Source organism: Roseomonas marmotae (assembly GCF_017654485.1).
Lineage (GTDB): Bacteria > Pseudomonadota > Alphaproteobacteria > Acetobacterales > Acetobacteraceae > Pseudoroseomonas > Pseudoroseomonas marmotae.
The window spans coordinates 3,141,422-3,166,927 of the sequence record NZ_CP061091.1; the positions used below are offsets into that span (position 1 = coordinate 3,141,422).

General features: G+C 70.5%; 23 protein-coding genes. 13 read left to right on the forward strand and 10 right to left on the reverse strand.

The genetic code is table 11. The features are described 5' to 3' along the window. Nucleotides 1-3: 3 nt before the first annotated feature. From paaC to paaX, 4 genes are all read right to left on the reverse strand, one after another. Nucleotides 4-780: a 1,2-phenylacetyl-CoA epoxidase subunit PaaC gene (paaC, locus tag IAI58_RS14755; RefSeq protein ID WP_207445699.1), complete on the reverse strand. Its 777-nt coding sequence runs from the start codon at nucleotides 778-780 to the stop codon at nucleotides 4-6. A 24-nt stretch (nucleotides 781-804) separates the two neighbouring features. Further along, nucleotides 805-1,092: a 1,2-phenylacetyl-CoA epoxidase subunit PaaB gene (paaB, locus tag IAI58_RS14760; protein WP_207445700.1), complete on the reverse strand. Its 288-nt coding sequence runs from the start codon at nucleotides 1,090-1,092 to the stop codon at nucleotides 805-807. Between the two features lie 12 nt (nucleotides 1,093-1,104). Then, a complete protein-coding gene (gene paaA / locus IAI58_RS14765) occupies nucleotides 1,105-2,115 on the reverse strand; it encodes a 1,2-phenylacetyl-CoA epoxidase subunit PaaA (protein WP_207445701.1) in 1,011 nt (336 codons plus the stop codon). 88 nt (nucleotides 2,116-2,203) lie between these two features. Next, nucleotides 2,204-3,064 (reverse strand): phenylacetic acid degradation operon negative regulatory protein PaaX, encoded by an 861-nt coding sequence (gene paaX / locus IAI58_RS14770; protein ID WP_207445702.1) that lies wholly within the window; start codon nucleotides 3,062-3,064, stop codon nucleotides 2,204-2,206. Nucleotides 3,065-3,163: 99 nt separating this feature from the next. Between paaX and paaI the strand changes: the two genes are divergently transcribed. Beyond that, on the forward strand, nucleotides 3,164-3,610 hold the full coding sequence (gene paaI / locus IAI58_RS14775; protein WP_207445703.1) for a hydroxyphenylacetyl-CoA thioesterase PaaI: 447 nt from the start codon (nucleotides 3,164-3,166) through the stop codon (nucleotides 3,608-3,610). A gap of 11 nt (nucleotides 3,611-3,621) precedes the next feature. Here the strand turns inward: paaI and IAI58_RS14780 are convergent, their stop codons facing one another. Next, nucleotides 3,622-4,815: a hypothetical protein gene (locus IAI58_RS14780; protein ID WP_207445704.1), complete on the reverse strand. Its 1,194-nt coding sequence runs from the start codon at nucleotides 4,813-4,815 to the stop codon at nucleotides 3,622-3,624. Between the two features lie 53 nt (nucleotides 4,816-4,868). Further along, nucleotides 4,869-5,813 (reverse strand): mitochondrial fission ELM1 family protein, encoded by a 945-nt coding sequence (locus IAI58_RS14785; protein ID WP_207445705.1) that lies wholly within the window; start codon nucleotides 5,811-5,813, stop codon nucleotides 4,869-4,871. Nucleotides 5,814-5,867: 54 nt separating this feature from the next. Here IAI58_RS14785 and IAI58_RS14790 point away from each other — a divergent pair, with 54 nt between their 5' ends. Together IAI58_RS14790 and IAI58_RS14795 are read left to right on the forward strand one after the other, a co-directional pair. Beyond that, complete coding sequence (locus IAI58_RS14790) at nucleotides 5,868-6,593, forward strand: orotate phosphoribosyltransferase (protein WP_207445706.1); 726 nt, start codon at nucleotides 5,868-5,870, stop codon at nucleotides 6,591-6,593. Nucleotides 6,594-6,730: 137 nt separating this feature from the next. Then, nucleotides 6,731-8,092 (forward strand): Nramp family divalent metal transporter, encoded by a 1,362-nt coding sequence (locus IAI58_RS14795; protein WP_207445707.1) that lies wholly within the window; start codon nucleotides 6,731-6,733, stop codon nucleotides 8,090-8,092. Nucleotides 8,093-8,143: 51 nt separating this feature from the next. On the opposite strand, the gene IAI58_RS14800 is transcribed toward IAI58_RS14795, so the two are convergent. Together IAI58_RS14800 and IAI58_RS23315 are read right to left on the reverse strand one after the other, a co-directional pair. After that, complete coding sequence (locus tag IAI58_RS14800; RefSeq protein WP_207445825.1) at nucleotides 8,144-8,401, reverse strand: DUF2171 domain-containing protein; 258 nt, start codon at nucleotides 8,399-8,401, stop codon at nucleotides 8,144-8,146. A gap of 217 nt (nucleotides 8,402-8,618) precedes the next feature. Next, the gene (locus IAI58_RS23315) at nucleotides 8,619-10,757 is read right to left on the reverse strand and encodes a DUF4214 domain-containing protein (RefSeq protein WP_272874785.1); all 2,139 of its coding nucleotides are present in this window, start codon (nucleotides 10,755-10,757) and stop codon (nucleotides 8,619-8,621) included. 834 nt (nucleotides 10,758-11,591) lie between these two features. Here IAI58_RS23315 and IAI58_RS14825 point away from each other — a divergent pair. The 10 genes from IAI58_RS14825 (at nucleotide 11,592) to IAI58_RS14870 (ending at nucleotide 22,087) form a co-directional block, all read left to right on the forward strand. Beyond that, nucleotides 11,592-13,250: a peptide ABC transporter substrate-binding protein gene (locus IAI58_RS14825; RefSeq protein ID WP_207445708.1), complete on the forward strand. Its 1,659-nt coding sequence runs from the start codon at nucleotides 11,592-11,594 to the stop codon at nucleotides 13,248-13,250. Continuing rightward, on the forward strand, nucleotides 13,247-14,179 hold the full coding sequence (locus tag IAI58_RS14830; RefSeq protein ID WP_207445709.1) for an ABC transporter permease: 933 nt from the start codon (nucleotides 13,247-13,249) through the stop codon (nucleotides 14,177-14,179). Before IAI58_RS14825 ends, IAI58_RS14830 begins: the two co-directional genes overlap by 4 nt. Then, entirely contained in the window at nucleotides 14,176-15,003 is an 828-nt protein-coding gene (locus IAI58_RS14835; RefSeq protein ID WP_207445710.1) for an ABC transporter permease, read from the forward strand. The genes IAI58_RS14830 and IAI58_RS14835 overlap by 4 nt, the downstream gene beginning before the upstream one ends. Before the next feature lie 45 nt (nucleotides 15,004-15,048). After that, nucleotides 15,049-15,522: a Cys-tRNA(Pro) deacylase gene (gene ybaK / locus IAI58_RS14840; RefSeq protein WP_207445711.1), complete on the forward strand. Its 474-nt coding sequence runs from the start codon at nucleotides 15,049-15,051 to the stop codon at nucleotides 15,520-15,522. A 49-nt stretch (nucleotides 15,523-15,571) separates the two neighbouring features. Further along, complete coding sequence (locus tag IAI58_RS14845) at nucleotides 15,572-15,937, forward strand: hypothetical protein (protein WP_207445712.1); 366 nt, start codon at nucleotides 15,572-15,574, stop codon at nucleotides 15,935-15,937. Between the two features lie 190 nt (nucleotides 15,938-16,127). Continuing rightward, nucleotides 16,128-17,672 (forward strand): 2,3-bisphosphoglycerate-independent phosphoglycerate mutase, encoded by a 1,545-nt coding sequence (gpmI, locus tag IAI58_RS14850; protein WP_207445713.1) that lies wholly within the window; start codon nucleotides 16,128-16,130, stop codon nucleotides 17,670-17,672. Continuing rightward, on the forward strand, nucleotides 17,672-19,030 hold the full coding sequence (locus tag IAI58_RS14855; RefSeq protein ID WP_207445714.1) for a murein hydrolase activator EnvC family protein: 1,359 nt from the start codon (nucleotides 17,672-17,674) through the stop codon (nucleotides 19,028-19,030). The genes gpmI and IAI58_RS14855 overlap by 1 nt, the downstream gene beginning before the upstream one ends. 162 nt (nucleotides 19,031-19,192) lie before the next feature. Continuing rightward, complete coding sequence (locus IAI58_RS14860; protein ID WP_237182243.1) at nucleotides 19,193-20,575, forward strand: S41 family peptidase; 1,383 nt, start codon at nucleotides 19,193-19,195, stop codon at nucleotides 20,573-20,575. 13 nt (nucleotides 20,576-20,588) lie between these two features. Continuing rightward, a complete protein-coding gene (locus tag IAI58_RS14865; protein ID WP_207445716.1) occupies nucleotides 20,589-21,599 on the forward strand; it encodes a divergent polysaccharide deacetylase family protein in 1,011 nt (336 codons plus the stop codon). Nucleotides 21,600-21,604: 5 nt separating this feature from the next. Beyond that, nucleotides 21,605-22,087: an RNA pyrophosphohydrolase gene (locus tag IAI58_RS14870; RefSeq protein ID WP_207445717.1), complete on the forward strand. Its 483-nt coding sequence runs from the start codon at nucleotides 21,605-21,607 to the stop codon at nucleotides 22,085-22,087. Nucleotides 22,088-22,115: 28 nt separating this feature from the next. Here IAI58_RS14870 and IAI58_RS14875 read toward each other — a convergent pair whose 3' ends face one another. Beyond that, nucleotides 22,116-23,510 (reverse strand): malonyl-CoA decarboxylase, encoded by a 1,395-nt coding sequence (locus tag IAI58_RS14875; RefSeq protein WP_207445718.1) that lies wholly within the window; start codon nucleotides 23,508-23,510, stop codon nucleotides 22,116-22,118. Nucleotides 23,511-23,933: 423 nt separating this feature from the next. Next, complete coding sequence (locus tag IAI58_RS14880) at nucleotides 23,934-25,388, reverse strand: NAD(P)H-hydrate dehydratase (RefSeq protein ID WP_237182244.1); 1,455 nt, start codon at nucleotides 25,386-25,388, stop codon at nucleotides 23,934-23,936. Nucleotides 25,389-25,506: the final 118 nt, after the last annotated feature.

Here is a 25,506-nt window from a genome sequence, read left to right on the forward strand (position 1 = left end):
CCTTCACCAGGTGGCGCCGGGGTAGGTCCGGGCCAGCACCTGCATCTCCGCCAACATATGGCCGAGATGCTCGCTATGGATGCCGCTGCGGCCGCCCTTCTGCATCCAGGTGCCGGCCGGCTTCTCCAGCGTCGCCTCGGCCAGCACCTCGGAGACCGTCTTCTCCCACTGCGCGCGGAAGCTGGCGGGGTCCAGCACGATGCCGGCCTGGATCAGCTCCTGCTCGGCGGCATCGGCCTCGAACATCTCGCCGGTATAGGGCCAGAGATGCGCCACGGCCTCGGCGGCGCGGCGGTGGCTTTCCTCCGTGCCGTCGCCCAGGCGGATCACCCATTCGGCGGTGTGGCGGAGGTGATAGGCGCTTTCCTTCTCCGACTTCGCGGCGATGGCCGCCAGCGTGGCGTCGGAGGAGTTCATCATCGCCCGCCAATACGGGTCGGCGAAGGCGGCGTAGAAGAACTGGCGCAGCATCGTGCGGGCGAAGTCGCCATTCGGCTGCTCGGCCAGCAGCAGGTTCCGGTACTGGCGGGAATCACGGAGGTAGGCGTAGCCGTCCTCGTCATGGCCGGCGCCCTCGACCTCGGCCGCATAGCTGTAGAGGGAGCGCGCCTGGCCCAGCAGGTCCAGCCCGATATTGGCCAGCGCCATCTCCTCCTCCAGCGCCGGCCCCCGGCCGGTCCATTCGGAGAGGCGGTGGCCCATCACCAGCGCATCATCGGCGCGGCGCAGGCAATAGAGCACCAGCGGGGTCTCGGAGACCCGGATCGAGGTCGTCGCCATGGTTTCGTTTCCTCCCGCGCCTGCTCACATATGCCCGACTTCGTCGGGCACCTCGTAGAAGGTCGGGTGGCGATAGATCTTGCTCTCCGCGGGCTCGAACATCATGCCCTTCTCGGAGGGGTCGGAGGCGGTGATGGCGTTGGAGGGCACGACCCAGATCGAGAGCCCCTCCCCCCGCCGCGTATAGACGTCGCGCGCGGCCTGCAGCGCCATGGTCGCATCCGCCGCATGCAGCGAACCGACATGCTTATGCGAAAGCCCGTTGCGGCTGCGGATGAAGACTTCCCAGAGCGGGGTGATGGTTTTCGTCATGATCGGCGTTCCTCAGGCAGCCTGCTGGCGGGCGCGGCGCTTCTCGGCGAAGGCCAGCGCGGCCTCGCGCACCCAGGCGCCTTCCTCATGCGCCTTGTTGCGGGCGGCCAGCCGGTCGCGGTTGCAGGGACCGTTGCCGGCCAGGATCTGCTTGAATTCTTCCCAGTCGATCTGGCCACAGCGCCAATGGCCGGTGGTGCCGTCGCCCTCCGCATCCGGCTCGAAGCGCAGGTCGGGGTCGGGCAGCGTCAGGCCGAGGTAATGCGCCTGCGGCACCGTGGCATCGACGAATTTCTGGCGCAGCTCGTCGTTGGAGAAGCGCTTGATCTTCCAGCGGGTGGACTGGTCGGAATGCTGGCTGACGGCATCCGGCGGGCCGAACATCATCAGGCAGGGCCACCACCAGCGGTTCAGCGCATCCTGCGCCATGGCCTTCTGCTCCTCCGTGCCACGGCAGAGCGTCAGCATGATCTCGTAGCCCTGGCGCTGGTGGAAGCTCTCCTCCTTGCAGACGCGGATCATGGCGCGCGCATAGGGGCCGTAGGAGCAGCGGCAGAGCGGGATCTGGTTCATGATGGCCGCGCCATCCACCAGCCAGCCGATGGCGCCGATATCCGCCCAGGTCAGGGTCGGATAGTTGAAGATCGAGGAATACTTGGCCTTGCCGCTCAGAAGCTGGTCGGTCAGCTCCTCGCGCGAGACACCCAGGGTCTCGGCGGCGGCGTAGAGATACAGGCCGTGGCCGCATTCATCCTGCACCTTGGCCAGCAGCGCGGCCTTGCGGCGCAGGCTGGGGGCGCGGGTGATCCAGTTGCCTTCCGGCAGCATGCCGATGATCTCGGAATGCGCGTGCTGGGAGATCTGCCGCACCAGGGTCTTGCGATAGGCGGCCGGCATCCAGTCGTTGGGCTCGATCCGCTCCTCGGCATCCACGCGCGCCTGGAAGCGCGCTTCCAGCTCGATCTCCTCCGCGGCGCGGATGGCGGGGGCTTCGTCGCGGGCGTTCAGCGCCTGGGTGTACATGGCCGTCCTCCTGGATCGCCGGGGTTCGATCCCTTAGGAGGAATATATAACCGTTTTTGTCCAAACCAAGAAAAATTTGTAACGCTTTTCACCGCTCCCGGAAGCGTGCGGCCAGATCCGGGCCGGGCGGCGGCAGCGGCCCTTCGGCGCGGGTGGCATGTTCCTCCAGCCAGGCCTCGGAAGCCGGCAGCAGCGCCCGGTAGAGCTGCCCGCACAGCGCGCGCGCCGTATCCCCCGCCCAGTCCGCCGGCAGCAGCGCGCGGGGCAGCGGCGGGTGGCGCAGCACGGCGCGGCGGTATTCGTGGATCAGCAGCACCCGCGCCACCAGCGCATCCACCCCCTCCAGCGCATGGCCCTGCTCCATCCAGAGGGCCAGCGGCTCGAAGGCGGCGACGAAACGGCGGTAAGCTTCGGCCAGGGCTTCCAGCGGCCAGCATTGCCCGGCCAGCCGGCGGGCATCCTGGGTGTCCGCCTCGGCCAGCAGCGTAATGGCAGCGGCGGCTTCCGGCGGTACCTCCACCCCTTCTGGCGCCACCCAGAGCCCCGGCTGGGCCATTCCGAAACCGGCCTGTTGCAACGCGGCGCGCATCTCCGCGCCTTCCGCCAGCACCAGCCGGAAACGCCCGGGCGCGGCGGGGGCATGGGGGGCGTAGATGCGCCCGGCGGCCTCGGCGAAAGTCGCCTGACCCTTCCCGGCCAGGGCATAGAAGCTGTTGCGGCCCTGGCGGCTGCGCTCCAGCCATCCGTCGGCGGAAAGGCGCGACATGGCCGTGCGCACCGCACCCTCCGCCACGCCCATGGCCTGGAAGATCTCCGTCAGCGTCGCCAAGCTGACGGCACCCCCGCGCGGCACGATGGCGTCGCCGAACACCGTGATCACCACCGACCAGGTGCGCGAGGGCGCGCTGTTGAGGTGGTGCAGAATCTCCAGCAGGGGCGCAGCGGTCATGCACTCCTTCTAGCGAAGCGCCACCGCTTGAACAGCGGGCGCAACTATTTGACCGGGCGGTCGGTGAATGACACCCTGCCAGGCAGGAGGAACCGCCGCATGACCGCTGACACCCAGACCCTCGACTCTCAGGCCGTGGCGGAAGCCAGCGCGCAGGCCATGTGGCGCAATGACGCGGCCTCCCAGGGCCTGGGGATGCGGCTGCTGCGGGTGGCGCCGGGCGAGGCCGAGATCGCGATGGAGATCGAGCCACGCATGGCCAATGGCCACGGCTCCTGCCACGGCGGCTTCCTCTTCGCGCTGGCGGACAGCACCTTCGCCTTCGCCTGCAACAGCTTCGACCGCCGCACCGTCGCGCAGGCCTGCAACATCACCTATCTGCGGCCGGGCAAGGTGGGCACGACCGTGACGGCGCGGGCGCGCATGGTGGCGCAGTCCGGGCGCAGCGGCATCTACGAGGTCCGCATCACCGACCCCGAGGGCGAGATGATCGCCCTCTTCCAGGGTCAGTCGCGCGAGATCGGCGGCAGCGTGACCGGTGCCTGAGGGGAATCCGGTCAGAATCTCCAGGCGATCTGCGCGCCGATGGTATCGCTGGTCTCGCCCTCTTCCAGCAGGTGGCGCCAGCCGATGAGGGCATCGACGCCCTTCAGCCAGGGGACCAGCGACTCCAGCTCATAGGCGATGGAGACGGTATTGAGGCGCGCGCTCTCCGGCTCGCCACCCCGGTCCTTCAGCCAGGCATGGACATAGGAGAGGCTGACAGGCCCGCGCGTCACCTCCGCCCCCAGCGTCACCACATCCCGCCGGATGCCGCGGATGCCGTCGGCATTCTCCTGCCGCACCCATTCCGCCAGCGGCTGCAACACCACCTCGCGCGGCAGCTCGATCTCCATGGCCAGGCCGGCGACATAGCCGCGCTCGGCCGCGGCGGTGCCGGCCTCCAGGCTGTCCAGCCCGGCACGGCGCAGCGACCAGCCGAGGTTGTAGGTCAGCCTGCCCCAGGGCAGCGGCACCTGCTCGCCTTCCAGGGAAAGCACGAGGCTGCGGTAGCCGCGCCTGTTGTCGGCACCGCCGAAGGCCCGGCGATTGCGGGCGGCGAAGCGGGTGTCGGTGACGGTCTCCCCGCTCAGCGGGTCCAGCAGCGCCGTCTCCACCGGCCAGCGCCGCGCGAGGAGTGAGGAGGAGAGCGCCGAGGTATCGGCATGGAAGACCTCGATCTGCAGGCTGTGATCGCCGATCCGCTCCGTGGTGCCCGTGAGGTCGGAGAGGGAGAGCCGCGCGCCCGCGCCGATCTTCTCGGTCAGCTCATAGGTATCGGCGATATCGTCGCCGTAGATATCGGGCGCCCGGTCCCAGGCGAAGCCGAAGCGCGGGTGGATCTTGCCGGCGAAGAGCCGCAGCGGCCCGGCGTCCCACCGCAGGAAGAGCTGGTCGACCCAGGCGGCATGGGCGTGGAAGATGCGGTCGCTGCCATCCTCCGGCCGGTCCACCCTGCCGAAGTCGAAGACGCCCTGGATGGAGAATCCGGCCGGCAGCACGAAGCGCCCGGTCAGTTCGAGCTTGTCGACATAAAGCTCGGTGAAGGCGGAGCGGCTGCCGGCGCGGCCGACATGATCCAGGTTCAGCTCCGCCTCGAACTCCACATCCTCGAACCGAAATGCCTCCTGCCCCAGCGCCATTCCCGGCAGCAGGGCGACGCAGAAGGCCATGGCCAGACGCCCCGGCAGCAGGGACTGGGAATCGGGCACGCGTATCCTCCCCCAAAGATTGAAGCGATACGGCAACATATCGGGCGGAAGGTTCAGGCGAAGCCGGCTTCGCGCAGACGTGCGGCGACGCGGCCGCTTTCATCCAGCGGCGCCGGTGGGTGCGGCAGGCCGGGCGCCGAGATCGGGCTGGCATAGCCGGCTTCGTAGAGGCTGCGCGCCAGGGCCGCATGGCGGCCGGGCGCCTCCCCCGCCACCAGCACCGGCCTGCCGGTGGCGCAGGCTTCCGACAGCATCGAGACGCTGTCGGCGGTGACGATCACCGCATCCGCCCAGGCCAGGAAGCCTGCGATCGGGTTCGGGCCGGCATCGCCCCAGCGGAAAAGCCGGTGCGGCAGGTCCCGCAGATCGGCGGCGATGCGGGCGGTGGCCTCGGACCCGGTGCGGCGGCTGGTGGTGGCCAGGAAGGTGGCGCCGGGAAAGTGGCGGCGCGCCGCCGGGACCAGACTGGCGGCGGTTTCCAGGTCCAGCCCTTCCCCCCGCACCCGACCACCCACCAGCAGCGCCACGCGCGGCCCCGGCAGGCGGCCGAGCTCCGCCCATTCGCTCCGCGCCGCCGCCAGCCGCGCCGGGGACATCCGGTGGGTGGCGCCCAGGATGGGCATCAGGTTCGGCGCCGGTGCGGGCGCGTCATGCCGCCCTACCACCAGCAGGTCGAAGCGCGCGGCGCCGAAGCCCGGGCGCATGCAATGCACGGTGCGGGCGCCGCGCCGCCCCAGCCAGAGCGCCACCGGCGCCGCACGCCGGCCGGCGGAAATCACCAGTTTCGGCCAGGGTGGCGCGATGCCCGCCCGTGCCCCAGGGGTCAGCCCGGCCAGGCTGGGCCAGGGCCAGGGCAGCCGCGCCAGCCTGCCCCAGGCCAGCGGCACGGTGCGGAAGGGACGCTCCAGCCGCTCGGCGATGCCGAGGGCCTGGGCGGCAGTGCCCGCACGCGGATCGGCCAGAACCCAGACCGATGCCTCGGCCGCCGGATGCGTCATGGACGTGCCGCGCGACGGGCGTTACGAACCGCGCCAGAAGGAGTTCTTGCCGCCATGACCGCCATGCATCTTTCCGATTGGGACCGCGACGCCGCGCTGACCACCGCCCGTATCCTACTGGAGATCAAGGCGGTCAACTTCCAGCCGGACGAGCCCTATACCTATACCAGCGGTTGGAAGAGCCCGGTTTATATCGACTGCCGCAAGATCATTTCCTTCCCGCGCGCCCGCACCCGCATCTGCGACCTGGCGGTGGAGAAGATCAACCGCCACATCGGTTTCGAGAGCATCGAGGCCGTGACGGGCGGTGAGACCGCCGGCATCCCCTATGCCGCCTGGATCGCCGACCGCATGAATGCGCCGATGTCCTATGTGCGGAAGAAGCCCAAGGGCTTCGGCAAGAACGCGCAGATCGAGGGCGACGTGCCGGTGGGCAAGAAGACCCTGCTGGTGGAGGACCTGACCACCGACGGCGGCAGCAAGATCCGCTTCGCCCAGGCGATGCGCGATGCCGGCGTGGTGGTGGACCATACCTTCGTGGTCTTCTTCTACGGCGTCTTCCCTGGCGTGCAGGAGAAGCTGGCGAACATCAACCTGAACCTGCTGCACCTGGCCACCTGGTGGGACGTGCTGGAGGTGTGCCGCGAGCGCCCCTACTTCTCCGAGCCTGCCCTGAAGGAAGTCCGCAAGTTCCTGGAAGACCCCGTGACCTGGAGCCGCGACCGTGGCGGCGTGGCCAGCATGGAAGAGGCCGAGCAGTACAAGGCCAAGGCCGGCTGAGCCACCGCCTGCCTCCCGCGCGGCAGGAAGGCGGCGTGCCGGCTGGCACGCCGCCTTTTTTCGGGCCTTGATTGTAGCCTTGGCTACAGGCCCAATATGCGACACGAGAACGATACCGCCGGCATGGAGAATGCCTGATGGATGACAGCCCGCCGACGGCGACCGCCCTGCCCGCCCAGGGGAAGGACGCCGTGCCGGGATCATCCCATCACCCCAGCAGCCTCAGCGAGATCCATCGCAGCGTGGCGGTGCCCAGGGCCGCCAGCTGGCTGCGGCGGCTGCTGGCCTTCATCGGCCCCGGCTACATGGTGGCCGTGGGCTATATGGACCCCGGCAACTGGGCCACGGCCATCGCCGGCGGCTCCGCCTTCGGCTACACGCTGCTCAGCGTCGCGCTGCTCTCCTCCCTCATGGCCATGCTGTTGCAGGCCATCTGCGCCCGAATCGGCATCGCCTCCGGCCGGGACCTGGCACAGCTCTGCCGGGAACGATTCCCGCGCTGGGTCGCCTTTCCCCTGTGGCTGCTGGCCGAAGGCGCGATCTGCGCCACCGATCTGGCCGAGGTCATCGGCACCGCCATCGCCCTGCAACTGCTGTTCGGACTGCCGCTGCTGGAGGGCGTGCTGCTGACGGTGCTCGACACGCTGCTGATCCTCTGGCTGCAGCACAAGGGCATGCGCTGGCTGGAAGCCTTCGTCATCGGGCTGATCGCGCTCATCGCCTTCTGCTTCATCGTCCAGCTCGCCATGGCCGATCCGGCCTGGGGCGAGGTGCTGCGCGGCTATCTGCCCTCCGCCTCCATCGTCACGGACAAGGCGCAGCTTTATCTCGCGCTGGGCATCCTGGGCGCGACGGTGATGCCGCATAACCTCTATCTGCACACCGCCCTCGTGCAGTCCCGTGACACCGCGCAGGACGAGGCCGGCAAGCGGGAGGCCATCCGCTTCGCCAGTATCGACAGCACGGTGGCGCTGGTCATCGCGCTGCTGATCAATTCCGCCATCCTGATCCTCGCCGCCGCAGCCTTCCATGTGCATGGCCATACCGAGGTGGCGGAGATCGGCGACGCCCATACCCTGCTGGCGCCCCTGCTGGGTGCTGCGGCGCCGGTGCTCTTCGCCATCGCGCTGCTGGCCTGCGGACTGAATTCCACCGTCACCGCCACCATTGCCGGCCAGGTGGTGATGGAGGGCTTCCTGCGGATACGCCTGCCCCCGGCGCTGCGGCGGCTGGTGACGCGGCTCATCGCCGTCATCCCAGCCGTGGTCGTCACCTGGCTCTATGGGGAGCGGGGCACGGCGGAACTGCTGGTGCTGTCCCAGGTCGTCCTCTCGCTGCAACTGCCCTTCGCCGTCATTCCGCTGATGCTCTTCGCGGGGGACCGCGGGCGGCTCGGCCGGCTGGCGGCGCCGCACTGGCAACTGGCGCTGGGATGGTCCTCGGCGGCGCTGATCGTGGTGCTGAACGTAATCCTGATGCGGGATTTCTTCTTCGGCTGAGTGCAAAAAGAAGCCTCGAGGCACACTTCCCGGGGCTGGCGCCTGCCGAGCTCACTGCTGATCGCTCAACCGACGCGTTTCACGCCCCCACTCGTCCTTCGCCTCGGCCTTCGCGCGGTTCAGCACGATCTTGCCTTCCTGCACCGCCTCGACGAGGTCGAGATGCAGGTAGTGGTGCTCGCCACCGGCAGCAAGGTCATTCTTCGCCGGCTTCAGGCGCCGGCCCTCCAGATCCTCCACCGTGCCAACATGGCCGCCATCGAAACCGACGACCTCTATGTGCTCGCTGATCTGGGATGCATCGGCCATCTCGGGCTCGGCGCCCTCGGGCCAGGGTTCCCCGCGGGGTGACGCGGCGTTCACAGGCAGGACAGCCGCCCATTCACGGATCAGCAGCCCTGGTTGCACCATGGGCCTCAACAGAGCCCCAAACCCTGATGTGGAACAAGCCGCAGGAGCAGCCTGAGCAGGAATGCCGAGGCAGCAGAGGATGGTCCTTGCTGCCTCCGGCTTCCCGCGTTCTGGATCAGGCGATCAGGATGCCGTTCTCGATCCAGGGGCTGGTCAGCGCCAGATGCTCGTCGCTCTCGGAGATGGCCAGCGCCACTTCCGCCCGCGACAGGCCCTGCGCGAGCATGTCGGTCCAGAAGGCCAGTCCAGCCTCGTCCGGCGTGCGATCCAGCGCCGTGCGGTAGAGCGAGGCGACAAAGGCATCATCCGCCACATTGCCGACGTTCTGCTGGTACTCCACCGACGTCAGCATGCCGCGAGCGACCTCCACCCCGTTGCTTCCTGCCTGAAGGAGAGCGGTGAAGGTGACCAGGCCGGCCGCATCCGGCCCCCGGCCCAGCAGCGTGTCGTAGAGCCGCGCCACCTCGGCGGCGCCGGTATCGAGGCGCCAGAAGCCCTGCGCGGTCACTTCGGTGGTCAAGGCCCGGTTCTCCAGGCTTTCACTGAAGCCAGCCAGTACCGCGCCGCGGCTCATGCCGCCAGCCAGCAGTTCGTCCCAGAATATCGCGCCGGCAGCATCCGGCGCCCGCCCCAGTAGGTCGTGGTAGAGCATGGCCACGAAGCCCGCATTGTCCGCCGGGGAACCGTGGCGACTGGTGAACTCGTCGCTGCCCAGGATGCCGTCGGCCACGCTGGACAGGCTGGCGCCGGCCTCAAGCTGCGCGCTCCAGAAGCTTAGGCCATGGGCTTCCGGTGTTCGCTCCAGCGCCATGGCGTAAAGCCTGGCTACCATGGCTTCCGGCGCATCCGCGTCCAGCACCAGGCGGCCGTCGAGGAAGCGGACCTCCTCCACGCCGGAGAGGGTATCGGTGCCCTCGGCCGTGGTCAGCTGCAGCAGCCCTTCGACCGAGAGGGCACGGCCGCTGCCATGGAAGGTCAGGCCATCCATGATCACGATGTCGAAGCCGGCGCCGCCGTCGATCCGGTCATCCCCGGCACCGCCCCGCAGCGTGTCGTTGCCTTCGCCGCCTTCCAGCCAGTCGTTGCCGTCATCGCCCCGCAGGTCGTCGTTGCCGCCGCGGCCGACCAGATGGTCGTCGCCCCCGCCACCGAAGAACATGTCCGCAGCCTCCGTGCCGAGCAGGGTATCGGCCTGCGCCGAGCCCTGGACCGCCTCGATGCTGATCAGCGTATCCGTGCCGCCCTGCCCATCCTGTGCCGTGCCGAGGGCGAGATCCACCAGGGTCGGCGCGGTGGCTCCCTCCAGCAGCAGCCAATCGAAGCCGACGCCGCCGTCCAGCAGGTCATTCCCGGCGCCACCACGCAGGCTGTCGTCGCCGGCACCACTCCGCAGGATATTGTCCGCCGCATCCCCCAGCAGGATGTCGTTCTGGTCGGTGCCGGTGAGGTTCTCGAAGCCGGAGATGCTGTCGATGCCGAAGTGATAGTTGCGGTTGATCTGGGCCGTTCCGGCCGTCAGGTCCGCGATGATCCCGTAATAGATGGTCCTGCCGTGAGAAACCTCGTCGATCTGCGAGGTGAAGTTCTTGAACACCAGGGTGTCCTGGCCTTCACCGCCGTCGAGGCGGGCGCCCACGTCATAGACGAAACGGCCATACAGCTGCCGCTTGCTGAAGATGATGGTGTCATCGCCGCTGCCGCCCTCCAGCACCGTCACCGGCGCAGGCGGTGCTTCCAGCCCAATATAGGAATCCGCGGTGGTTTCCAGCACGTCATTGCCGCCGCCGCCCTGCATCACTTGGCCGCCCACAAGCCGCTCATCCGCGTCCGAGCCGATCACCGTCCGGAAGCCATGGACTTCCTCGATACCACCTACGGTGCTGGTGACGCTGCCGGGGGCGCCAGAGGTGATGAACCCGGTGCTGAGGTCGATGGTGGCATAGAGGGTGCCGATACCGGCGCCCAGGCGCAGGACATCCCAACCGTCGCCACCCTGGAAGCTGCTGCCGTTGATGGCCCGCAGCACCAGGGTGTCGTTGCCACTGCCGCCATCCAGGATGTCGGTGCCGTCCTCGCCATCCAGCCAGTCATCGCCGGCACCACCCAGAAGCTCGTCGTTACCAGCGCCGCCGAAGAGCTGATCATTCCCTTCCCCGCCCTCCAGGCGGTCGTTGCCGCCCAGGCCGCGGATCTCATCCGCCTCAGCCGTGCCGACCAGAACATCATTTCCCGGAGTGCCGACTACCAAAGCCATCGCGAAAAGCCCGAACTGTTTTTATCGCTACAGTTTATTCATGTTCTGGTGTCGTGACAATATGGCCGGCCACCCTCCGTTAGTCACGCAAAGGATCAGTGCAGAGACAAAAATGGCAGCCGGAGGTTTAGAACAAGAATTCATGGTTACTACGTTGAGCAGCCAAAATTATACATCTACCGCAACTTAATACTGCGCTCCTGTCTGAAGCCTGGGCTCCGGATTTATCAACGGGTCTCCTGCATTTTGCTTCTGTAGTGGTTCCATGACGGCCGCAGGTGCTGTCACAGCCGACCCATTCTGACTCACCACGACACAGACGGAGCGGTTCTCACGCCCTTCCCGCTCTCTCACGGGGCGCCGCAGGTCGACGACCGGCATGTGGTCGCAACCTCATCCACGTCATCCGCAACGGCGCTGGCACGATGCGCCCCCACCTTCATCTCCGCGATCTGCCCTGCCACCACTCTCTTCTTCTGGATCGATAAGGCCTGAGCCTAGGCTGGGCCGGCCGGCAGGGGTGAAGACCGGCCGGCAGAGAACCCCAGCAAGGCTCCCCTGCGCGCCCCGCTTGTCTGCACCGGCCTCGCCGCAGGCCAGCTCGCTAGCCACCTCATTCCCGGGGTCGAGGCACAGTCCTCCCCGCTGGCGCTGACGCCGCAGATCACCAACCTCACTGCATCGACAGAGGACGAGATCGCCCCCCCCGCTCCCAATACCGACCTGCGCTCCCGCAGCTTGGTGGCGGCGCCGGAGGAGGGAGGCGGCGGTGAATGCGCGTCCCTCCACGCCTTGGCCCTACCACACCGCCGCATCAGGCCCCATCATCGGCCCATGCGCCACGCCCTCGCTGCCTTCCTGGCCCTCGGCCTCGCCATGCCCGCCGCCGCCCAGCCGGCGCGCGACAGCCTGACCATCGGCATCACGCAATACCCCGCCAATTTCCACCCGAATATCGAGAACATGGCCGCCAAGGCCTATATCCTCGGCTTCGCGCTGCGCCCGGTCACGGCCTACGACCAGGACTGGAAGCTCACCTGCCTGGCCTGCGACACCCTCCCCAGCCTGGAGAACGGGCAGGCGCGGCTGGAGCAGACGCCGGATGGCAAGCCCGGCATCCGCATTACCTGGCGCCTCCGGGAAGGTGAGACATGGGGCGACGGCACCCCCGTCACGGCGGAGGATATGCGCTTCGCCTGGGAGGCAGGCCGCGCCTTCGAGACCGGCTTCGGCCCGGCGGAGCTCTACCGCTCGGCCTATGAATTCATCGTCGAGGATGCCCGCAGCTTCACGGTGCGCTTCGACAAGGTGACCTTCGACTTCGCGGGGCTTGGCCAGTTCCAGCCCCTGCCCGCCCGCATCGAGCGCCCGATCTGGGAAGCCGACAAGGCAGGCTACCGCACCCGCAGCGCCTATGAGACCGCCACCACCAACCCGGCGCTCTACAATGGTCCCTACCGCATCGCCGCCACCCAGCCCGGCGCGGGCGTGACGCTGGAGCGCAACGAGCACTGGTCCGGCCCCGTCCCCGCCTTTCGCCGCATCAACATCCGCGCGGTGGAGAATACGACGGCCATGGAGGCGCAGCTGCTGGCCGGGCAGGTGGACATGATCGCGGGCGAGCTGGGCCTGCCGCTGGAGCAGGCGGCGGCGCTGCAGAAGCGCACCGGCGACCGCTTCCAGTTCAGCTATCGCCCCGGCCTCTCCTACGAGCATATCGACATCAACCTGCAGAACCCCGTGCTGGCGGACAGCCGGGTGCGGCAGGCGCTGCTGATGGCGGCCGACCGTGGGCAGATCGTCGCGCGGCTCTATGAGGGGCGGCAGCCGGTGGCGCTGGGCAATGTGCATCCGGAGGACCGGATGTACGACCCGGAGGTGCCCGTCTGGCCCTATGACCCCACGCGCGCCTGGGCGCTGCTGGAGGAAGCCGGCTGGCGCCCCGGCCCCGACGGCATCCGCCGCAATACGGCGGGCGAGCGGCTGGCCTTCGACCTCATGACCACCGCCGGCAACCGGGCGCGGGAGCAGGTGCAGCAGATCCTGGCGGGCATGTGGCGCGCCATCGGCGCCGAGGCGCGCATCCGCAACGAGCCGCCCCGCATCTTTTTCGGGGAGACGGTGAGCCAGCGGAAGTTCACGGGCATGGCCATGTTCGCCTGGATCAGCAGCCCGGAGAACGTCCCCCGCACCCTCTTCCACAGCGACGAGGTCCCGACCGCGGCGCGCAACTGGTCCGGCCAGAACTACACCGGCTTCACCAGCCCCGAAGCCGATAGGCTGATCGAGGCCCTGCCGGTGGAGCTGGACCCGGAGAAGCGCCGCCCGCTCTGGTCCGAATTGCAGCGGCTGGTGGCGACCGAACTGCCCGCCCTGCCGCTCTGGCACCGCTCCGACCCGCATATCTGGCCGCGCTGGCTGGAAGGCGTGCGCCCGACCGGGCACCAGAACTATTCCTCGCTCTGGGTCACGGAGTGGCGGGTGAAGCCTTGAGGCTGCTCCTCGCCCGGCTGCCGCAGATCGCCGTCACGCTGCTGTTGCTCTCTCTGGTGGCCTGGATGGCCATCGGGCTGATGCCGGGCGACCCGGCCTCTCTGGCCATGATGTCCGACCCGCGCCTGACGGCCGGGGATATCGCCCGCCTCCGCGCGCTGCACGGGTTGGATCAGCCCCTGATGACGCGATACCTGGTCTGGGCCGGCGGCGTGCTGCGGGGCGAATTCGGCTATTCCCGCCTCTTCGCCCAGCCCGTGGCCGCCGTGCTCTGGCCGGCGCTGCGCTCGACGCTGGTGCTGGTGGGGTTGGCCCTGCTGCTGGCGGCGCTCTCGGGCGTGGCGCTGGGGGCGCTGGCGGCGCTCCGCCCCCGCGCCGGGGCGCTGGTGGATGCGCTGGCGCTGCTGGCGCAGGCCGTGCCCTCCTTCTGGCTGGGCATCCTGCTGATCATTCTTTTCGCGGTCACGCTGGGCTGGCTGCCGGCGGGCGGCCTGCCGGGCGAGGGCCAGCCGGCCTGGCAATTCCTGGTGCTGCCCGTCGCCACCATCGCCTTCGGGCAGATGGCCGCCTATGCCCGCCACGCCGCCGCCGCCCTGACCCAGGCGCTGCGCCAGCCCTGGGCGCGCAGCGCGCGGGCACGCGGGGCCTCCGACCACCGTGTGCTCTGGCGCCACGCCCTGCCCAATGCGGGGGTGCCGCTGCTGACCCTGCTGGCGCTGGATATCGGCAGCCTCGTCTCCGGCGCGCTGGTGACAGAGACGGTCTTCGCCCGCCCCGGCATGGGCAAGCTGCTCTACGACGCCGTCATGGGCAATGACTACAACCTCGCCCTGCTGGCGCTGCTGCTGGTGGCGCTGGTGACCATGCTCGCCACCCTGGCGGCCGATCTCGCCCAGCGCTGGCTGGACCCGCGGCTGGAGGCCGCATGACGCGCCTGCGCCTCGGCCTGCTCATCCTGGCGCTGCTGTTCCTGGCCGCCCTCTCGGCACCGCTGCTGCAAGGCTGGATCGGCGCCGACCCGCACCAGCCCGACCTCTTCGCCCGCTACGAGCCCGCCTCCGCCGCCCATCCCCTGGGGGCGGACGAGCTGGGGCGGGACATCCTGCTGCGGCTCTTCTACGGCGCCCGCGTCTCGCTGCTGGTCGGTCTGGCGGCGGCGCTGGCGGCCAGCGCGCTGGGCACGGCGCTGGGCATGCTGGCGGCCTGGCGCGGCGGCTGGCTGGACGCAGTGCTGATGCGGCTGGCCGACGGGCTGCTGGCCCTGCCCGCCTTACCTCTGCTGGTGCTGCTGGCGGCGGTGGACCCGGCGCGCCTCGGCCTGCCGCGTGGCGAGGCCTGGACGGATATGCTGCGCATCATCGGCATCCTCGTGATCTTCGGCTGGGTGGGGGTGGCGCGGCTGGCGCGGGCGGCGACGCTCTCCGTCCTCGCCACCGATTATGTCCGTGCCGCCCGTGCCCTGGGCGTGACCGAGGCGCGGCTGCTGCGCCGGCACGTGCTGCCGGCCATCGCGGCGCCGGTGGCGGTCGCCGCCTCCCTCGCCGTGGCGGGCGCCATCCTGGCGGAGAGCGTGCTGAGCTTCCTCGGCCTCGGCATCCAGCCGCCGGCACCGTCCTGGGGGAACATGCTGGCCAATGCGCAGGAGGCGGTCTTCGCCGCGCCCTGGGCGGCCATCTGGCCGGGCCTCGCCATCCTGCTGGCTGTGGCTGCCTGCGGGCTGGTGGCGGACGGGGTGGCGCGTGGCAAGGATTGACGCCGTCGCGAAGCCGCAGTCTGGTGGCAGCGACGGAGCCAGGACATGTCCCGCACCACCCGCGCCACCCAGGCGCTGCAGAAGGCCGGCATCGCCTTCACCCTGCATCCCTATGACTACGACCCCGCGGCCGAGCGCATCGGCATGGCCGCCGCGGCAGCGCTGGGCATCGAGCCCCGGCAGATGCTGAAGACGCTGATGGCGGAGGCGGACGGCAAGCCCGTCTGCGTCGTCGCCCCATCCGACCGGGAGGTCAGCATGAAGCGGCTGGCCGCGCTCTTCGGCGCCAAGTCGGCACATATGATGAAGCCCGAGGCCGCCGAGCGGCTCACCGGCTACCATGTCGGCGGAATCAGCCCCTTCGGCCAGAAGCGCGCCGTGCCCACCGCCATCGAGGAAGCCGCGATGACGGAGGAGAGGGTCTTCATCAATGCCGGACAACGCGGATTGCTGGTCGCGCTCACTCCGGCGGATGCCAAGGATATTTTACGCGCACGCACCGGACCCCTGATAGCATGACCGGTGCTATTCCCGATTCGCCATAAACCCGCCTCCGAGACAGTCCCATATGAAGGTCCTGCTGCAAGTCCTGGCCGTGATCATCGGCTTCCTGGTCGCCAGCGGCGAACTCGCCCGGCGCTGGGGGGATCCCCAGTTCGTGCCGCTGGCGCTGGATGATCTGGCTGTGGCCGCCATGCTGTTCTGGGGCGCCTGGCGCGCGCGCGACCACGGCCCGGCGGCGCTGGTGGCCAGCTGGGGTCTCTTCAGCGGGCTGATGCTGATGCTGCTGACGATCAACCTGAACTTCGTCGTCCAGGATATCGCCAAGCCCGGCCGCGTCTTCTACAGCGTCATCCTGACGGCCATGCTGGGGCTGGGCCTCTGGGCCACCTGGAATTCCCTGCGGCTGACGGAGGAGCGGACCCAATCCTGACCCCGGCGCCGGCCAGCCAGGCCGTACCGCGGCCGCGTTAGCGCCGGCAGCCCAGCGTCATCATGCCCATGCCCAGGCCGCCCCGGGCATGGAGGCTGGACGCGCAGCGCGGCAACTTGCCGTGCGCCCCTGGCAAACGGTCCCCTCACGGTTTAATCCCTGGCCGGATTCAGACCAGGAGAAGACCGTCATGCCGCATCCCAGGCCCGTCATGCTCGTCATCCTCGATGGCTGGGGCTGGCGGGAGGAAGCGGCGGACAACGCCGTGCGGCAGGCCCGAACGCCGTGCTTCGACACGCTCTGGGCCACCGGCCCGCACGCCTTCCTGCGCACCAGCGGCCCCGATGTCGGCCTGCCCGCGGGGCAGATGGGCAATTCCGAGGTCGGCCACCTGAATCTCGGCGCCGGGCGCGTGGTGATGCAGGACCTGCCGCGCATCGACGCCGCCGTGGCCGATGGCTCCCTGGCGAAGATCCCGCAGGTGCAGGACCTGATCGCCAGGCTCCGCGCCAGCGGCGGCACGCTGCACCTGATGGGCCTGCTCTCGCCGGGCGGCGTGCACAGCCACCAGGATCACGCGCTGGCCCTGGCCAGGATCTTCGCCGGCGCCGGCATCCCCGTCGCCATCCATGCCTGGACGGATGGGCGCGACACGCCCCCCAATGCCAGCCCGGAATACCTGGCCGCCTTCGAGCCGAAGCTGCCTGCCGGCGCCCGCATCGTCACCCTCTGCGGCCGCTACTACGCCATGGACCGCGACAACCGCTGGGAGCGGGTGAAGCAGGCCTGGGACGCCATGGCCCTGGGCCAGGCGCCGAAGGCGTCCAGCGCCGCCGCCGCCATCGAGACCGCCCATGCCACGGGCAAGACCGATGAATTCATCCCCGCCGCCGTCATCGGCGATTATGCCGGGATGCGCGACGGCGACGCGCTGCTCTGCTTCAACTTCCGTGCCGACCGCGTGCGGCAGATCATGACCGCGCTGGTGGACCCGCAGTTCAAGGGCTTCGAGCGCCCGGCCATGCCGAAGCTGGTGGGTGCCGCCGGCATGACCCAGTACTCGACCGCGCTGGATGTGTATCTCACCACGCTTTTCCCGCCGCAGTCGATGCAGGATATCCTGGGCGCCGTGGTCTCGGCCGCCGGCAAGCGGCAGATGCGCATGGCGGAGACGGAGAAGTATCCGCATGTCACCTACTTCTTCAACGGCGGCGGGGAAGTGCCCTTCGCCGGCGAGGAACGCGTGATGGTCCCCTCCCCCAAGGTCGCGACCTATGACCTGCAGCCGGAGATGTCGGCGCCCGAGCTGGCGCAGAAGGCGGTAGAGGCCATCAACTCCGCCCAGTACGACCTGATCGTGCTGAACTTCGCCAATGCCGACATGGTCGGCCATACCGGCAGCCTGGAAGCCGCGACGAAGGCCTGCGAGGTGGTGGATGCCGGGCTGGCCCGCATTGTGGACGCCGTGCGTGCCCAGGGCGGCGCCCTGCTGGTGACCGCCGACCACGGCAATGCCGAATTGATGCGCGACCCGAGGACAGGTGGCCCGCACACCGCCCATACCACCAACAAGGTGCCGGTGGTGCTGGTCGGCGGCCCGCCGGGCGCGGTGTTGCATGAGGGCCGGCTGGCCGATGTGGCGCCGACCCTGCTGGCGCTGATGGGCCTGCCCCAGCCGGCGGCCATGACCGGCCGGAGCCTGATCGGCACGGAAGCGGCCGGGACGGGCGGATAGTGCCGGCGCGGGGGTCCCCCCCGGGCCGGCTACTGGCCGCGCTGCTGGGCGGCCTGGCATCCGCCGCCCTGCCTCCGCTGGCCGCCGGCCTTTCCATCCCCGCCGCCGCCCAGCAGCCCAGCCCGCGCAGCCTGCGCGATGCCGAGCGCATCGCCCGTGAAGCCGGCGCCGCCGCCGAGGCGGCGCAGGCGGCCGCGCGCGCCGCCGAGGCCGCCGAGCGCCAGCTGGCCGAGCAGCGCGCCGCCGCCGGCCGCCGCGCCGTGGCGGCCGATGCGGCGCTGGATGCGGCCAGCGGCCGCGCCCGCGCCGCCGCCGCCGACCGCGACGCCGCCATCGAGGAGCTGAACCGCCAGGCCGCGGCCCTGGCTCCCTTGCTGCCGCTGATGGCCCGCCTGGGCCTCTGGCCGGCCGAGACGCTGCTGGCCGTGCCCACCGACCCTGAAACGGCCCTGCGCGGTACGCTGGTGCTGCGCAGTCTGGCGCGGCAGGTGGCCACCGAGGCCGCCGCCTTGAGGGCCGCCCAGCAGAAGGCCACCGCCGCCAGCGGCAAGGCGGAGCAGGAGGGCCTTGCCCTGGCCGAGGCCCGGGACGAGGCCCGCGCTGCCGCGGCCGAGGTGGAGGCCGCCCTGGCCGTCGCCCGCACCCACCGCACCGCGGCGCAGTCCGCGGCGGCCGAGGCCGCCAGGGAGGCCGCCACCGCCGCCGCCCGGGCCGAGGATATCCGTGGCATGCTGGAGCGGCTGGAGGAGGAGCGGAAGCGCGCCGAGGCCGAGGCCCGCGCCAGCGAGGCGCGCGAGCGTGCCGCTGCCGAGCGCGCCGCCCGGCAGCAGGCCGCCGCCCTGGCCGCCCGCCAGCGCGCCGCCCGCGACGCCGAGGCCCGTGCCGGCATCCAGCGGGAGCGCGAGGCGCTGGAGGCGCGCGAGACCGCACGGCGCGAGGCCGCCGCCCGCCCCCGGGCCCCGGAACCCGCCCCCGGTGGCCGTGCCGTGCCGGTGGCGGGGCGGCTGACGCGGGATTTCGGCGCTTCCGGCGCCGGTGGTCCGGCGCGTGGCCTGACCTATGCCGCCCCGCCCGGCGCGCGCGTGGTCAGCCCCTGCGGCGGCCGCGCCGTCTTCTCCGGCCCCTTCCGCAGCTACGGGCTGCTGCTGATCGTCGATTGCGGCAACGGCCATCACTTCGTCCTGGCCGGGCTGGACCGGCTGGATGCCGAGGCCGGGTCACGCCTTCTGGCGGGAGAGCCAGTGGGGGTTCTCGGCAGCGGCGATTCAGGCGATGGTGGCAGGGCAACGCTCTATGTCGAGTTGCGGCGTAACGGCCAGCCGGTCGATCCGAAAGGATGGTTCCGGGTCAGGGGATAACCGGTTCCGGCGGCGGCAACGTCTCGGAATGTAAAACCCCGGGCCGCGGAACGGATGTTGCTTTAGGGTTTCCGGGCGCCCCATGGTGGATGGCCTTGGGGAAGGCCCGGGGACTTCCCGGTGGTGACGATAAGGATCGCGGACCGAATGAAGGGTCACAGCATGAAGCCTGGTTTGCGCATGGTGGGCGTGGTGGCGGCGGCTTTCGCCGCAGGGGCCGCGCTGGGGCCAGTGGTGGCGCCGCCGATCGTCTCCGCTGTCGCCCAGGAGAGCAACAGCCGCGCCGAGACCTACCGGATGCTGGAACTGTTCGGCGACGTGTTCGAGCGCGTCAGGGCCGAATATGTCGAGCCCGTCAATGACCGCGAGGTCATCGAGGCCGCCATCAACGGCATGCTGCAGGGCCTGGACCCACATAGCAGCTACATGAACACCCGCTCCTTCCGCGACATGCAGGTGCAGACGCGGGGCGAGTTCGGCGGCCTGGGCATCGAGGTCAGCCAGGAAGGCGGCTACGTCAAGGTCATCAGCCCGATCGACGAGACCCCCGCGGCCAAGGCGGGCGTCAAGCCGGGCGACCTGATCACGCATCTCAACGGCGAGTCGGTGCAGGGCCTGAGCCTGCAGGAGGCCGTGGAGAAGATGCGCGGCGAGCGTGGCAGCCGCATCCAGCTGACCATCCGCCGCCCGGGCGCCGAGAGCCCGATCGAGATGAGCCTGACGCGCGAGGTGATCCGCCCGCAGGTGGCGCGCTTCCGGCTGGAGGGCAATGACGTCGGCTATGTCCGCCTCTCCTCCTTCAACGAGCAGACGGATGCGGCGCTGCGCAATGCCATCAGCACCATGCGGAAGCAGTCCGGGGACAAGCTGAAGGGGATCGTCCTCGACCTCCGCAACAATCCCGGCGGATTGCTGGACCAGGCGGTGCAGGTCGCCGACGACTTCCTGACCCAGGGCGAGATCGTCTCCACCCGCGCCCGCCGCACCGAGGATTCGCAGCGCTGGAACGCCAAGGCCGGCGACATCACCGGCGACCTGCATGTGGTCGTGCTGGTCAATGGCGGCAGCGCCTCGGCCAGCGAGATCGTGGCCGGCGCCCTGCAGGACCATCGCCGCGCGGTGGTGCTGGGCACCAAGTCCTTCGGCAAGGGCAGCGTGCAGACCGTCATGCCGATCCCCGGCAACGGCGCCATCCGCCTGACCACCGCCCGCTACTACACGCCCTCCGGCCGCTCCATCCAGGGCCTGGGCATCACGCCGGATATCGAGGTGCTGGCGACGCGGGAGGAAGGGAATGCGCCGCTGCGCGACCGTGAGGCTGATCTGCGCCGCGCGCTCCGCAACGACAACGACACGCATGAAGTGCCGCCCCTGCCGCCGCTCAACCTGCCGGCCGGGGTGAAGGAGCGCGTGCAGCGGATGCCGCCGGAAGGCGCGCCGTCCTTCGACGCGACCAAGCCGGAGACCGACTTCCAGCTGCAGCAGGCCATTGGCTTCCTGCGGGCCTGGACGGCGGCCGAACCGCAGCGTCGCGCTTCGCGCTGACGAGGCGGCATCGATGAGCCCGGCCCCTCCTCCGGGCCGGAGCCTCTGGCGGGCGCTCGTGCTGTTCTGGGTGGTGGTGACGCTGGGTGCGGGCGGCACGCTGGGCGTGCTGGCCTGGCTCGGCGCCCCGCCCGCCCTGGCGCCCCGCGCCCTGGTGCCGCCACCCCAGGCGGCGCCGGAGGATGAACCCGCCGCCTCGGAGCCCATGCCTGCCAGGCCAGCGATGGAAGCCCGCGCGCCCGCCCCGGTTCCCGAGACGCTGCCCTCCGCGCCGGAACCGGCCGCGCCCCTGGCCCTGCCCGAGGCACCGGAACCGCCGCCGCTGCCCAGCGCCGGCATGACCAGGACCGAGCATCCGATACCGCCGCCCGACCCGGCGCTGCTGGAGCAGGGCGAGGCCGGTCCCCTGCCGCGCATCGGCGCCGATGGGCGGGAGCCGCGCCAGGCCTATGCACGCGCCTTCGACCGGGCCGATACGCGCCCGCGCGTGGCGCTGGCGGTGATGGGCGCCAGCGAGCCGGCGTTGCGCCGCCTGCCCGGTCCCGTTGGCCTGGCCCTGGCCGAGGGCCCGGCGGGGCTGCTGGAGGCCGCGCGGGCGCGGGGCATGGAGACCCTGCTGCTGCTGCCGGCCGAGATCGACGCGCCGGACCCCGTCCTGGCGCGCTTCACCGGCTATGTCGGCGCGCTGGGGGCGGGGGAGGTGCCGGGCTGGATGCAGCAGGCGCTCAGGGAACGCGGCCTCCTGCTGGTGGATGCACGCCCCGGCGGGGCGACGCCTGCCCAGGCCTGGGGCCGCGCCGCCGACCTGTTACTGGAAGCGGCGCCGACGCGTGGCGAGATCGACCGGCAACTGGCGGAACTGGAGCGGCTGGCGCGGGAGCGCGGCTCGGCGCTGGGCATCCTGCCGGGTCCCCAGCCGCTGATGGTGGAACGTGTGGCCGCCTGGGCAGCAGGATTGCCCGAGAGAGGACTTGTGCTCGCGCCCGTGACGGCCATGATCCGGCGTCCCAGCGCCGAAAGGTAACTGCCATGTCCGACCTGCCCTATCGCCGCAATGTGGGTGCCGCGCTGTTCAACCGCGACGGCCAGGTGCTGATCGCCCGCCGCGCCGATTTGCCCTCCGGCGCCGCCGCCTGGCAGTTGCCGCAGGGCGGGCTGGAGGAGGGCGAGGACCCCCGCGCCGCCGTGCTGCGCGAATTGTTCGAGGAGATCGGCATCGCCAGGGTCGAGATCATCGGCGAGATGCAGGACTGGCTGCATTACGACCTGCCGGACGAGCTGATCGGCAAGGCGCTGGGCGGGCGCTATCGCGGCCAGATGCAGAAATGGTTCGCCCTCCGCTTCACGGGTGAGGATCGCGAGATCCGCCTGGACCTGGACCCCCATCCGGAATTCGATGCCTGGCGCTGGGCGGATCTCACGGAACTGCCTGCCCTGGCCGTGGCCTTCCGCAAGCCGGTCTACAGCCGCCTGGTGCGGGAATTCGCGCGCTTCGCCACGCCGAAGGCCTGAGGCGCCGCCGCGGCGGCGCCTTGGCCGGCTAGCGCCCGCCGCGCGCCAGCTTGCGAAGCGCCGCAGGGGCGGCGCGGCTACCCTCGCCCACATAAGCCTCGTGGTAGTCCTCGATCTTCGCGGGATCGTAGAGGTAGTTCACCATGAAGCTGAGGCTCTCCTTCAGCCCCTTCTCCGAGATGTCGCCACGCCAGTTGATCCGCTCCACCCTCGCGCCGTTGGAGAGGTGGAAATGCCCGACCGGGTCGCGGGCCCGGCGGCCATCCCGTCCGGTCTCCAGCACCAGGTAGCGGGCGCAGAGGCGCGTCAGTACCGGCTCCGCCTTGCCGATCCAGGCAAGAGAGAGCGGGCGGCGGGCGGCCAGAACCAGCAGCAGGGCGGAGATGCCGTCCGGCGTGCCGGCGGCCTCGGCCAGGGCCTTCGACTCCTCCTCCGTCAGCAGGCCGGGTTCCTCCTTCACCTCCTCCAGCCAACGGCGGAAGCCGGGGATGGGCGAGAGGGTGGCGAAGGTCTTCAGCCCCCGCAGTTCCTCCTGCAACAGGGCGACCACGCGCTTGATCAGTGAATTGCCGAAGGAGATGCCATCCAGCCCGCGCTGGCAGTTGTTGATGGAATAGAAGATGGCGGTATCCGCCAGCCGGGGGTCGAGCACCGGCGCCTTCTCGTCCAGCAGCTTCTGCACGGAACCGGAGAGGCCCTTCACCAGCGCCACCTCGACGAAGATCAGCGGCTCCTCCGGCATGCGCGGGTGGAAGAAGGCGTAGCAGCGGCGGTCGGAATCCAGCCGGTTCTTCAGGTCCCGCCAGGTGCGGATGCGATGCACGGCCTCATAGCCCACCAGCTTCTCCAGCAGCGAGGCCGGGGAATCCCAGTCGATCCGCCGCAGCTCCAGGAAGCCCAGGTCGAACCAGCTGGCCAGCAGACCGCAGAGGTCGCGCTCCAGCGCCTTCAGCATGGGGTCCTGGCCCATGAGCCGCATCAGGTCGGCCCGCATATCCACCAGGAACTTCATGCCGTCGGGGATGGCGGTGAACTGCGTCAGCAGCTTCAGGCGCGGCGGCTCCAGCGCCTGCCGCAGCCGGGCCTTGGCGGCGGCGCGGGAGGCGGGGTCCTTCGCCGCGCTGACCTCGGCCATCGCGGCCTCGACGGCTTTGAAATCCGAATCGAACCCAGCCAGGGCCTGGAAGAAGGCCAGCCGATCCGCTGCCTCCGGCGCCGTCTGATAGGACTGGGCCAGCCCCGCCGCGCGGGCGCGGGCCGAGACCTCCCCGCCCGGCGCTTCCAGGCAGGCGCGCATCCGCGCCTCCCAGGACGCATCGGCCGAAGTTGCGCCGACCGAGGCCGCCATATCCCTCCAGAGCAGGGAAACCCGCTTCCAGGCCCGATCAAGCAACCCTACTTCGGCAACGGCGACGTCTGACATGAAACCCCCTCTGCGGCAGGGCGACAGGCCCCTGGCACTGAAACCTGGAGAAACATCTGGTGAGCATCCTGCCGGAAGCCAGACGGTTCCGGAAGGGGCTTGCCATGCAGTGCAGCAAGCCCCTTCCGGCTCCAGGAACATCCCTGACGCGGCGAGGTTTACTGCGCGAGCAGGGTAGCAGGCGGAAATGGCTGTTCGGTTACCGCCGTCCCCACCGGGCCGGCATCATGCGGGCTGGGGGCCTGTGCCTGGGCCGGCAGGGTCAGGGCCAGCATGGTCGCCAGAACCATCGGTCGCAGCCGGGCGGGACTTCGGCGCGGTTGCCTGAAGATCGGGCGTGTACGGTGCCGCAGCATCTTCTCCTCCTTGCCGTCTGCGATAACAAGGAAACGAAGCGGCGGGGACGACGTTGCCTGCGGCCCCTTACTTCTCTACCGCCGCCATCCAGGCGGCGCGGATCTGGTGGAGCAGATCCTCGGCCACCAGGGGCGCGCCGGGCCGCGCATCGCCCAGCGCCAGCCCGGCCGCCTTTCCATGCAGCCAGACGGCGGCGCAGGCCGCCTGGAATGGCGGCATGTTCTGGGCCAGCAGCCCCCCCGCCAGGCCCGCGAGCACGTCGCCACTGCCGGCGGTGGCCAGGGCGGGTGGCGCATTGGCATTGATGGCCACCCGCCCGTCCGGCGCGGCGATGATGCTGTCCGAGCCTTTCAGCACCACCACGGCGCCCGTCAGCGCCGCTGCCATCCGGGCGGCGGAAAGGCGGTCGCCCGGCGGGGAGCCGAAGACCTTCCCGAATTCCCCGGCATGCGGGGTGAGGATGGCGGCGCCCCGCAGCAGCTGGGGCTGGCCGGCGGCGGCGGTCAGCGCGCCGCCATCCACCACCGCCTGCCGCCCGGCCTCCACCACCCGGCGCAGCAGCGCCAGGGTGTCCGGCCCAGGCGGCAGGCCGGGGCCGAGCACCCAGGCATTGCGGCGCGCATCGGCCAGGAGATCCTCCGGCGGCGGCCCGGCCACCAGCAGGCCCGGCTCGCCCTGACGGAACAGGCTGGCCGTGGCGGCATCCTCGGCGGCCAGGGTGACGAGGCCGGCCCCCACGCGGCGCGCGGCCATGGCCGCCAGCCGGGCCGCGCCGGGCATGGCCGCGCCGCCGGGGATGGTGACATGCCCATGGCTGAACTTGTGCTGCTCCGCCCCTCGCGCCGGCAGGTGCCAGAGGCCAGGGGCATTGTGGAAGGCCCGCGCCGGCACCGCCCGCAGCGCGGCTTCCGGCAGGCCGATATCGGCCAGCACCAGTTCCCCGCAGAGATCGCGCCCGGGCAGCAGCAGATGCCCCGGCTTCAGCCGGCCAAAACTCACCGTCACGGCCGCACGGGGGGCAAAGCCGCGCACCTCACCGGTGGCGCCATCCAGGCCAGAGGGCACATCCACCGCCACCACCGACGCGCGCGCTGCCCGCAGCACCGCCGCCGCCGGCCCGTCCAGGTCGCGCGACAGTCCGGCGCCGAACAGCGCATCCAGCACCAGCCCGGCCCGGCCCAGGGCCTCCGGGGCGAAGGGCAGCATGGGCCCACGCCATGCTGCCGCGGCGAGAGCGGCGTCGCTGCCCGGACGCGGCGGGGCCAGGGCGGCCACCGCCACCGGCCAGCCCTCCCGCTCCAGCAGCCGGGCTGCCATATAGCCGTCCCCGCCATTATTTCCGGGCCCAGCCAGCACCAGCAGGCGGCGCGGGCGGAAACGCCGCCGGATGGCCCGCGCCACCGCTGCCCCGGCCGCCTGCATCAGCGTGAGGCCCGGCGTGCCGGCGGCGATGGCGGCGCGATCCACCGCCGCCATTTCATCGGGGGTCAGCAGGGGCAGCGGGAAGCGGGACGGAATCATTCCGAAAGGCTAGCCTACTGACGTGGTTTGGCCAGGGGATGCTGCCGGGACGGGCGGACTGCCCAGGGCTTGGGCAGGATTATGGTTCATCTGGTGCGACGGCGCCATTTCCCCAGTT

Coding starts and splice junctions, on each gene's coding strand:
- IAI58_RS14790 (WP_207445706.1), top strand. CDS start 5,868: ATGACCGCCATGCATCTTTCCGATTGGGACCGCGACGCCGCGCTGACC.
- IAI58_RS14825 (WP_207445708.1), top strand. CDS start 11,592: ATGCGCCACGCCCTCGCTGCCTTCCTGGCCCTCGGCCTCGCCATGCCC.
- IAI58_RS14845 (WP_207445712.1), top strand. CDS start 15,572: ATGAAGGTCCTGCTGCAAGTCCTGGCCGTGATCATCGGCTTCCTGGTC.
- paaC (WP_207445699.1), bottom strand. CDS start 780: ATGGCGACGACCTCGATCCGGGTCTCCGAGACCCCGCTGGTGCTCTAT.
- ybaK (WP_207445711.1), top strand. CDS start 15,049: ATGTCCCGCACCACCCGCGCCACCCAGGCGCTGCAGAAGGCCGGCATC.
- IAI58_RS14860 (WP_237182243.1), top strand. CDS start 19,193: ATGAAGCCTGGTTTGCGCATGGTGGGCGTGGTGGCGGCGGCTTTCGCC.
- IAI58_RS14865 (WP_207445716.1), top strand. CDS start 20,589: ATGAGCCCGGCCCCTCCTCCGGGCCGGAGCCTCTGGCGGGCGCTCGTG.
- IAI58_RS14880 (WP_237182244.1), bottom strand. CDS start 25,388: ATGATTCCGTCCCGCTTCCCGCTGCCCCTGCTGACCCCCGATGAAATG.
- IAI58_RS14875 (WP_207445718.1), bottom strand. CDS start 23,510: ATGTCAGACGTCGCCGTTGCCGAAGTAGGGTTGCTTGATCGGGCCTGG.
- IAI58_RS14870 (WP_207445717.1), top strand. CDS start 21,605: ATGTCCGACCTGCCCTATCGCCGCAATGTGGGTGCCGCGCTGTTCAAC.
- IAI58_RS14795 (WP_207445707.1), top strand. CDS start 6,731: ATGGATGACAGCCCGCCGACGGCGACCGCCCTGCCCGCCCAGGGGAAG.
- gpmI (WP_207445713.1), top strand. CDS start 16,128: ATGCCGCATCCCAGGCCCGTCATGCTCGTCATCCTCGATGGCTGGGGC.
- paaA (WP_207445701.1), bottom strand. CDS start 2,115: ATGTACACCCAGGCGCTGAACGCCCGCGACGAAGCCCCCGCCATCCGC.
- IAI58_RS14800 (WP_207445825.1), bottom strand. CDS start 8,401: ATGGCCGATGCATCCCAGATCAGCGAGCACATAGAGGTCGTCGGTTTC.
- paaX (WP_207445702.1), bottom strand. CDS start 3,064: ATGACCGCTGCGCCCCTGCTGGAGATTCTGCACCACCTCAACAGCGCG.
- IAI58_RS23315 (WP_272874785.1), bottom strand. CDS start 10,757: ATGGCTTTGGTAGTCGGCACTCCGGGAAATGATGTTCTGGTCGGCACG.
- paaB (WP_207445700.1), bottom strand. CDS start 1,092: ATGACGAAAACCATCACCCCGCTCTGGGAAGTCTTCATCCGCAGCCGC.
- IAI58_RS14835 (WP_207445710.1), top strand. CDS start 14,176: ATGACGCGCCTGCGCCTCGGCCTGCTCATCCTGGCGCTGCTGTTCCTG.
- paaI (WP_207445703.1), top strand. CDS start 3,164: ATGACCGCTGACACCCAGACCCTCGACTCTCAGGCCGTGGCGGAAGCC.
- IAI58_RS14785 (WP_207445705.1), bottom strand. CDS start 5,813: ATGACGCATCCGGCGGCCGAGGCATCGGTCTGGGTTCTGGCCGATCCG.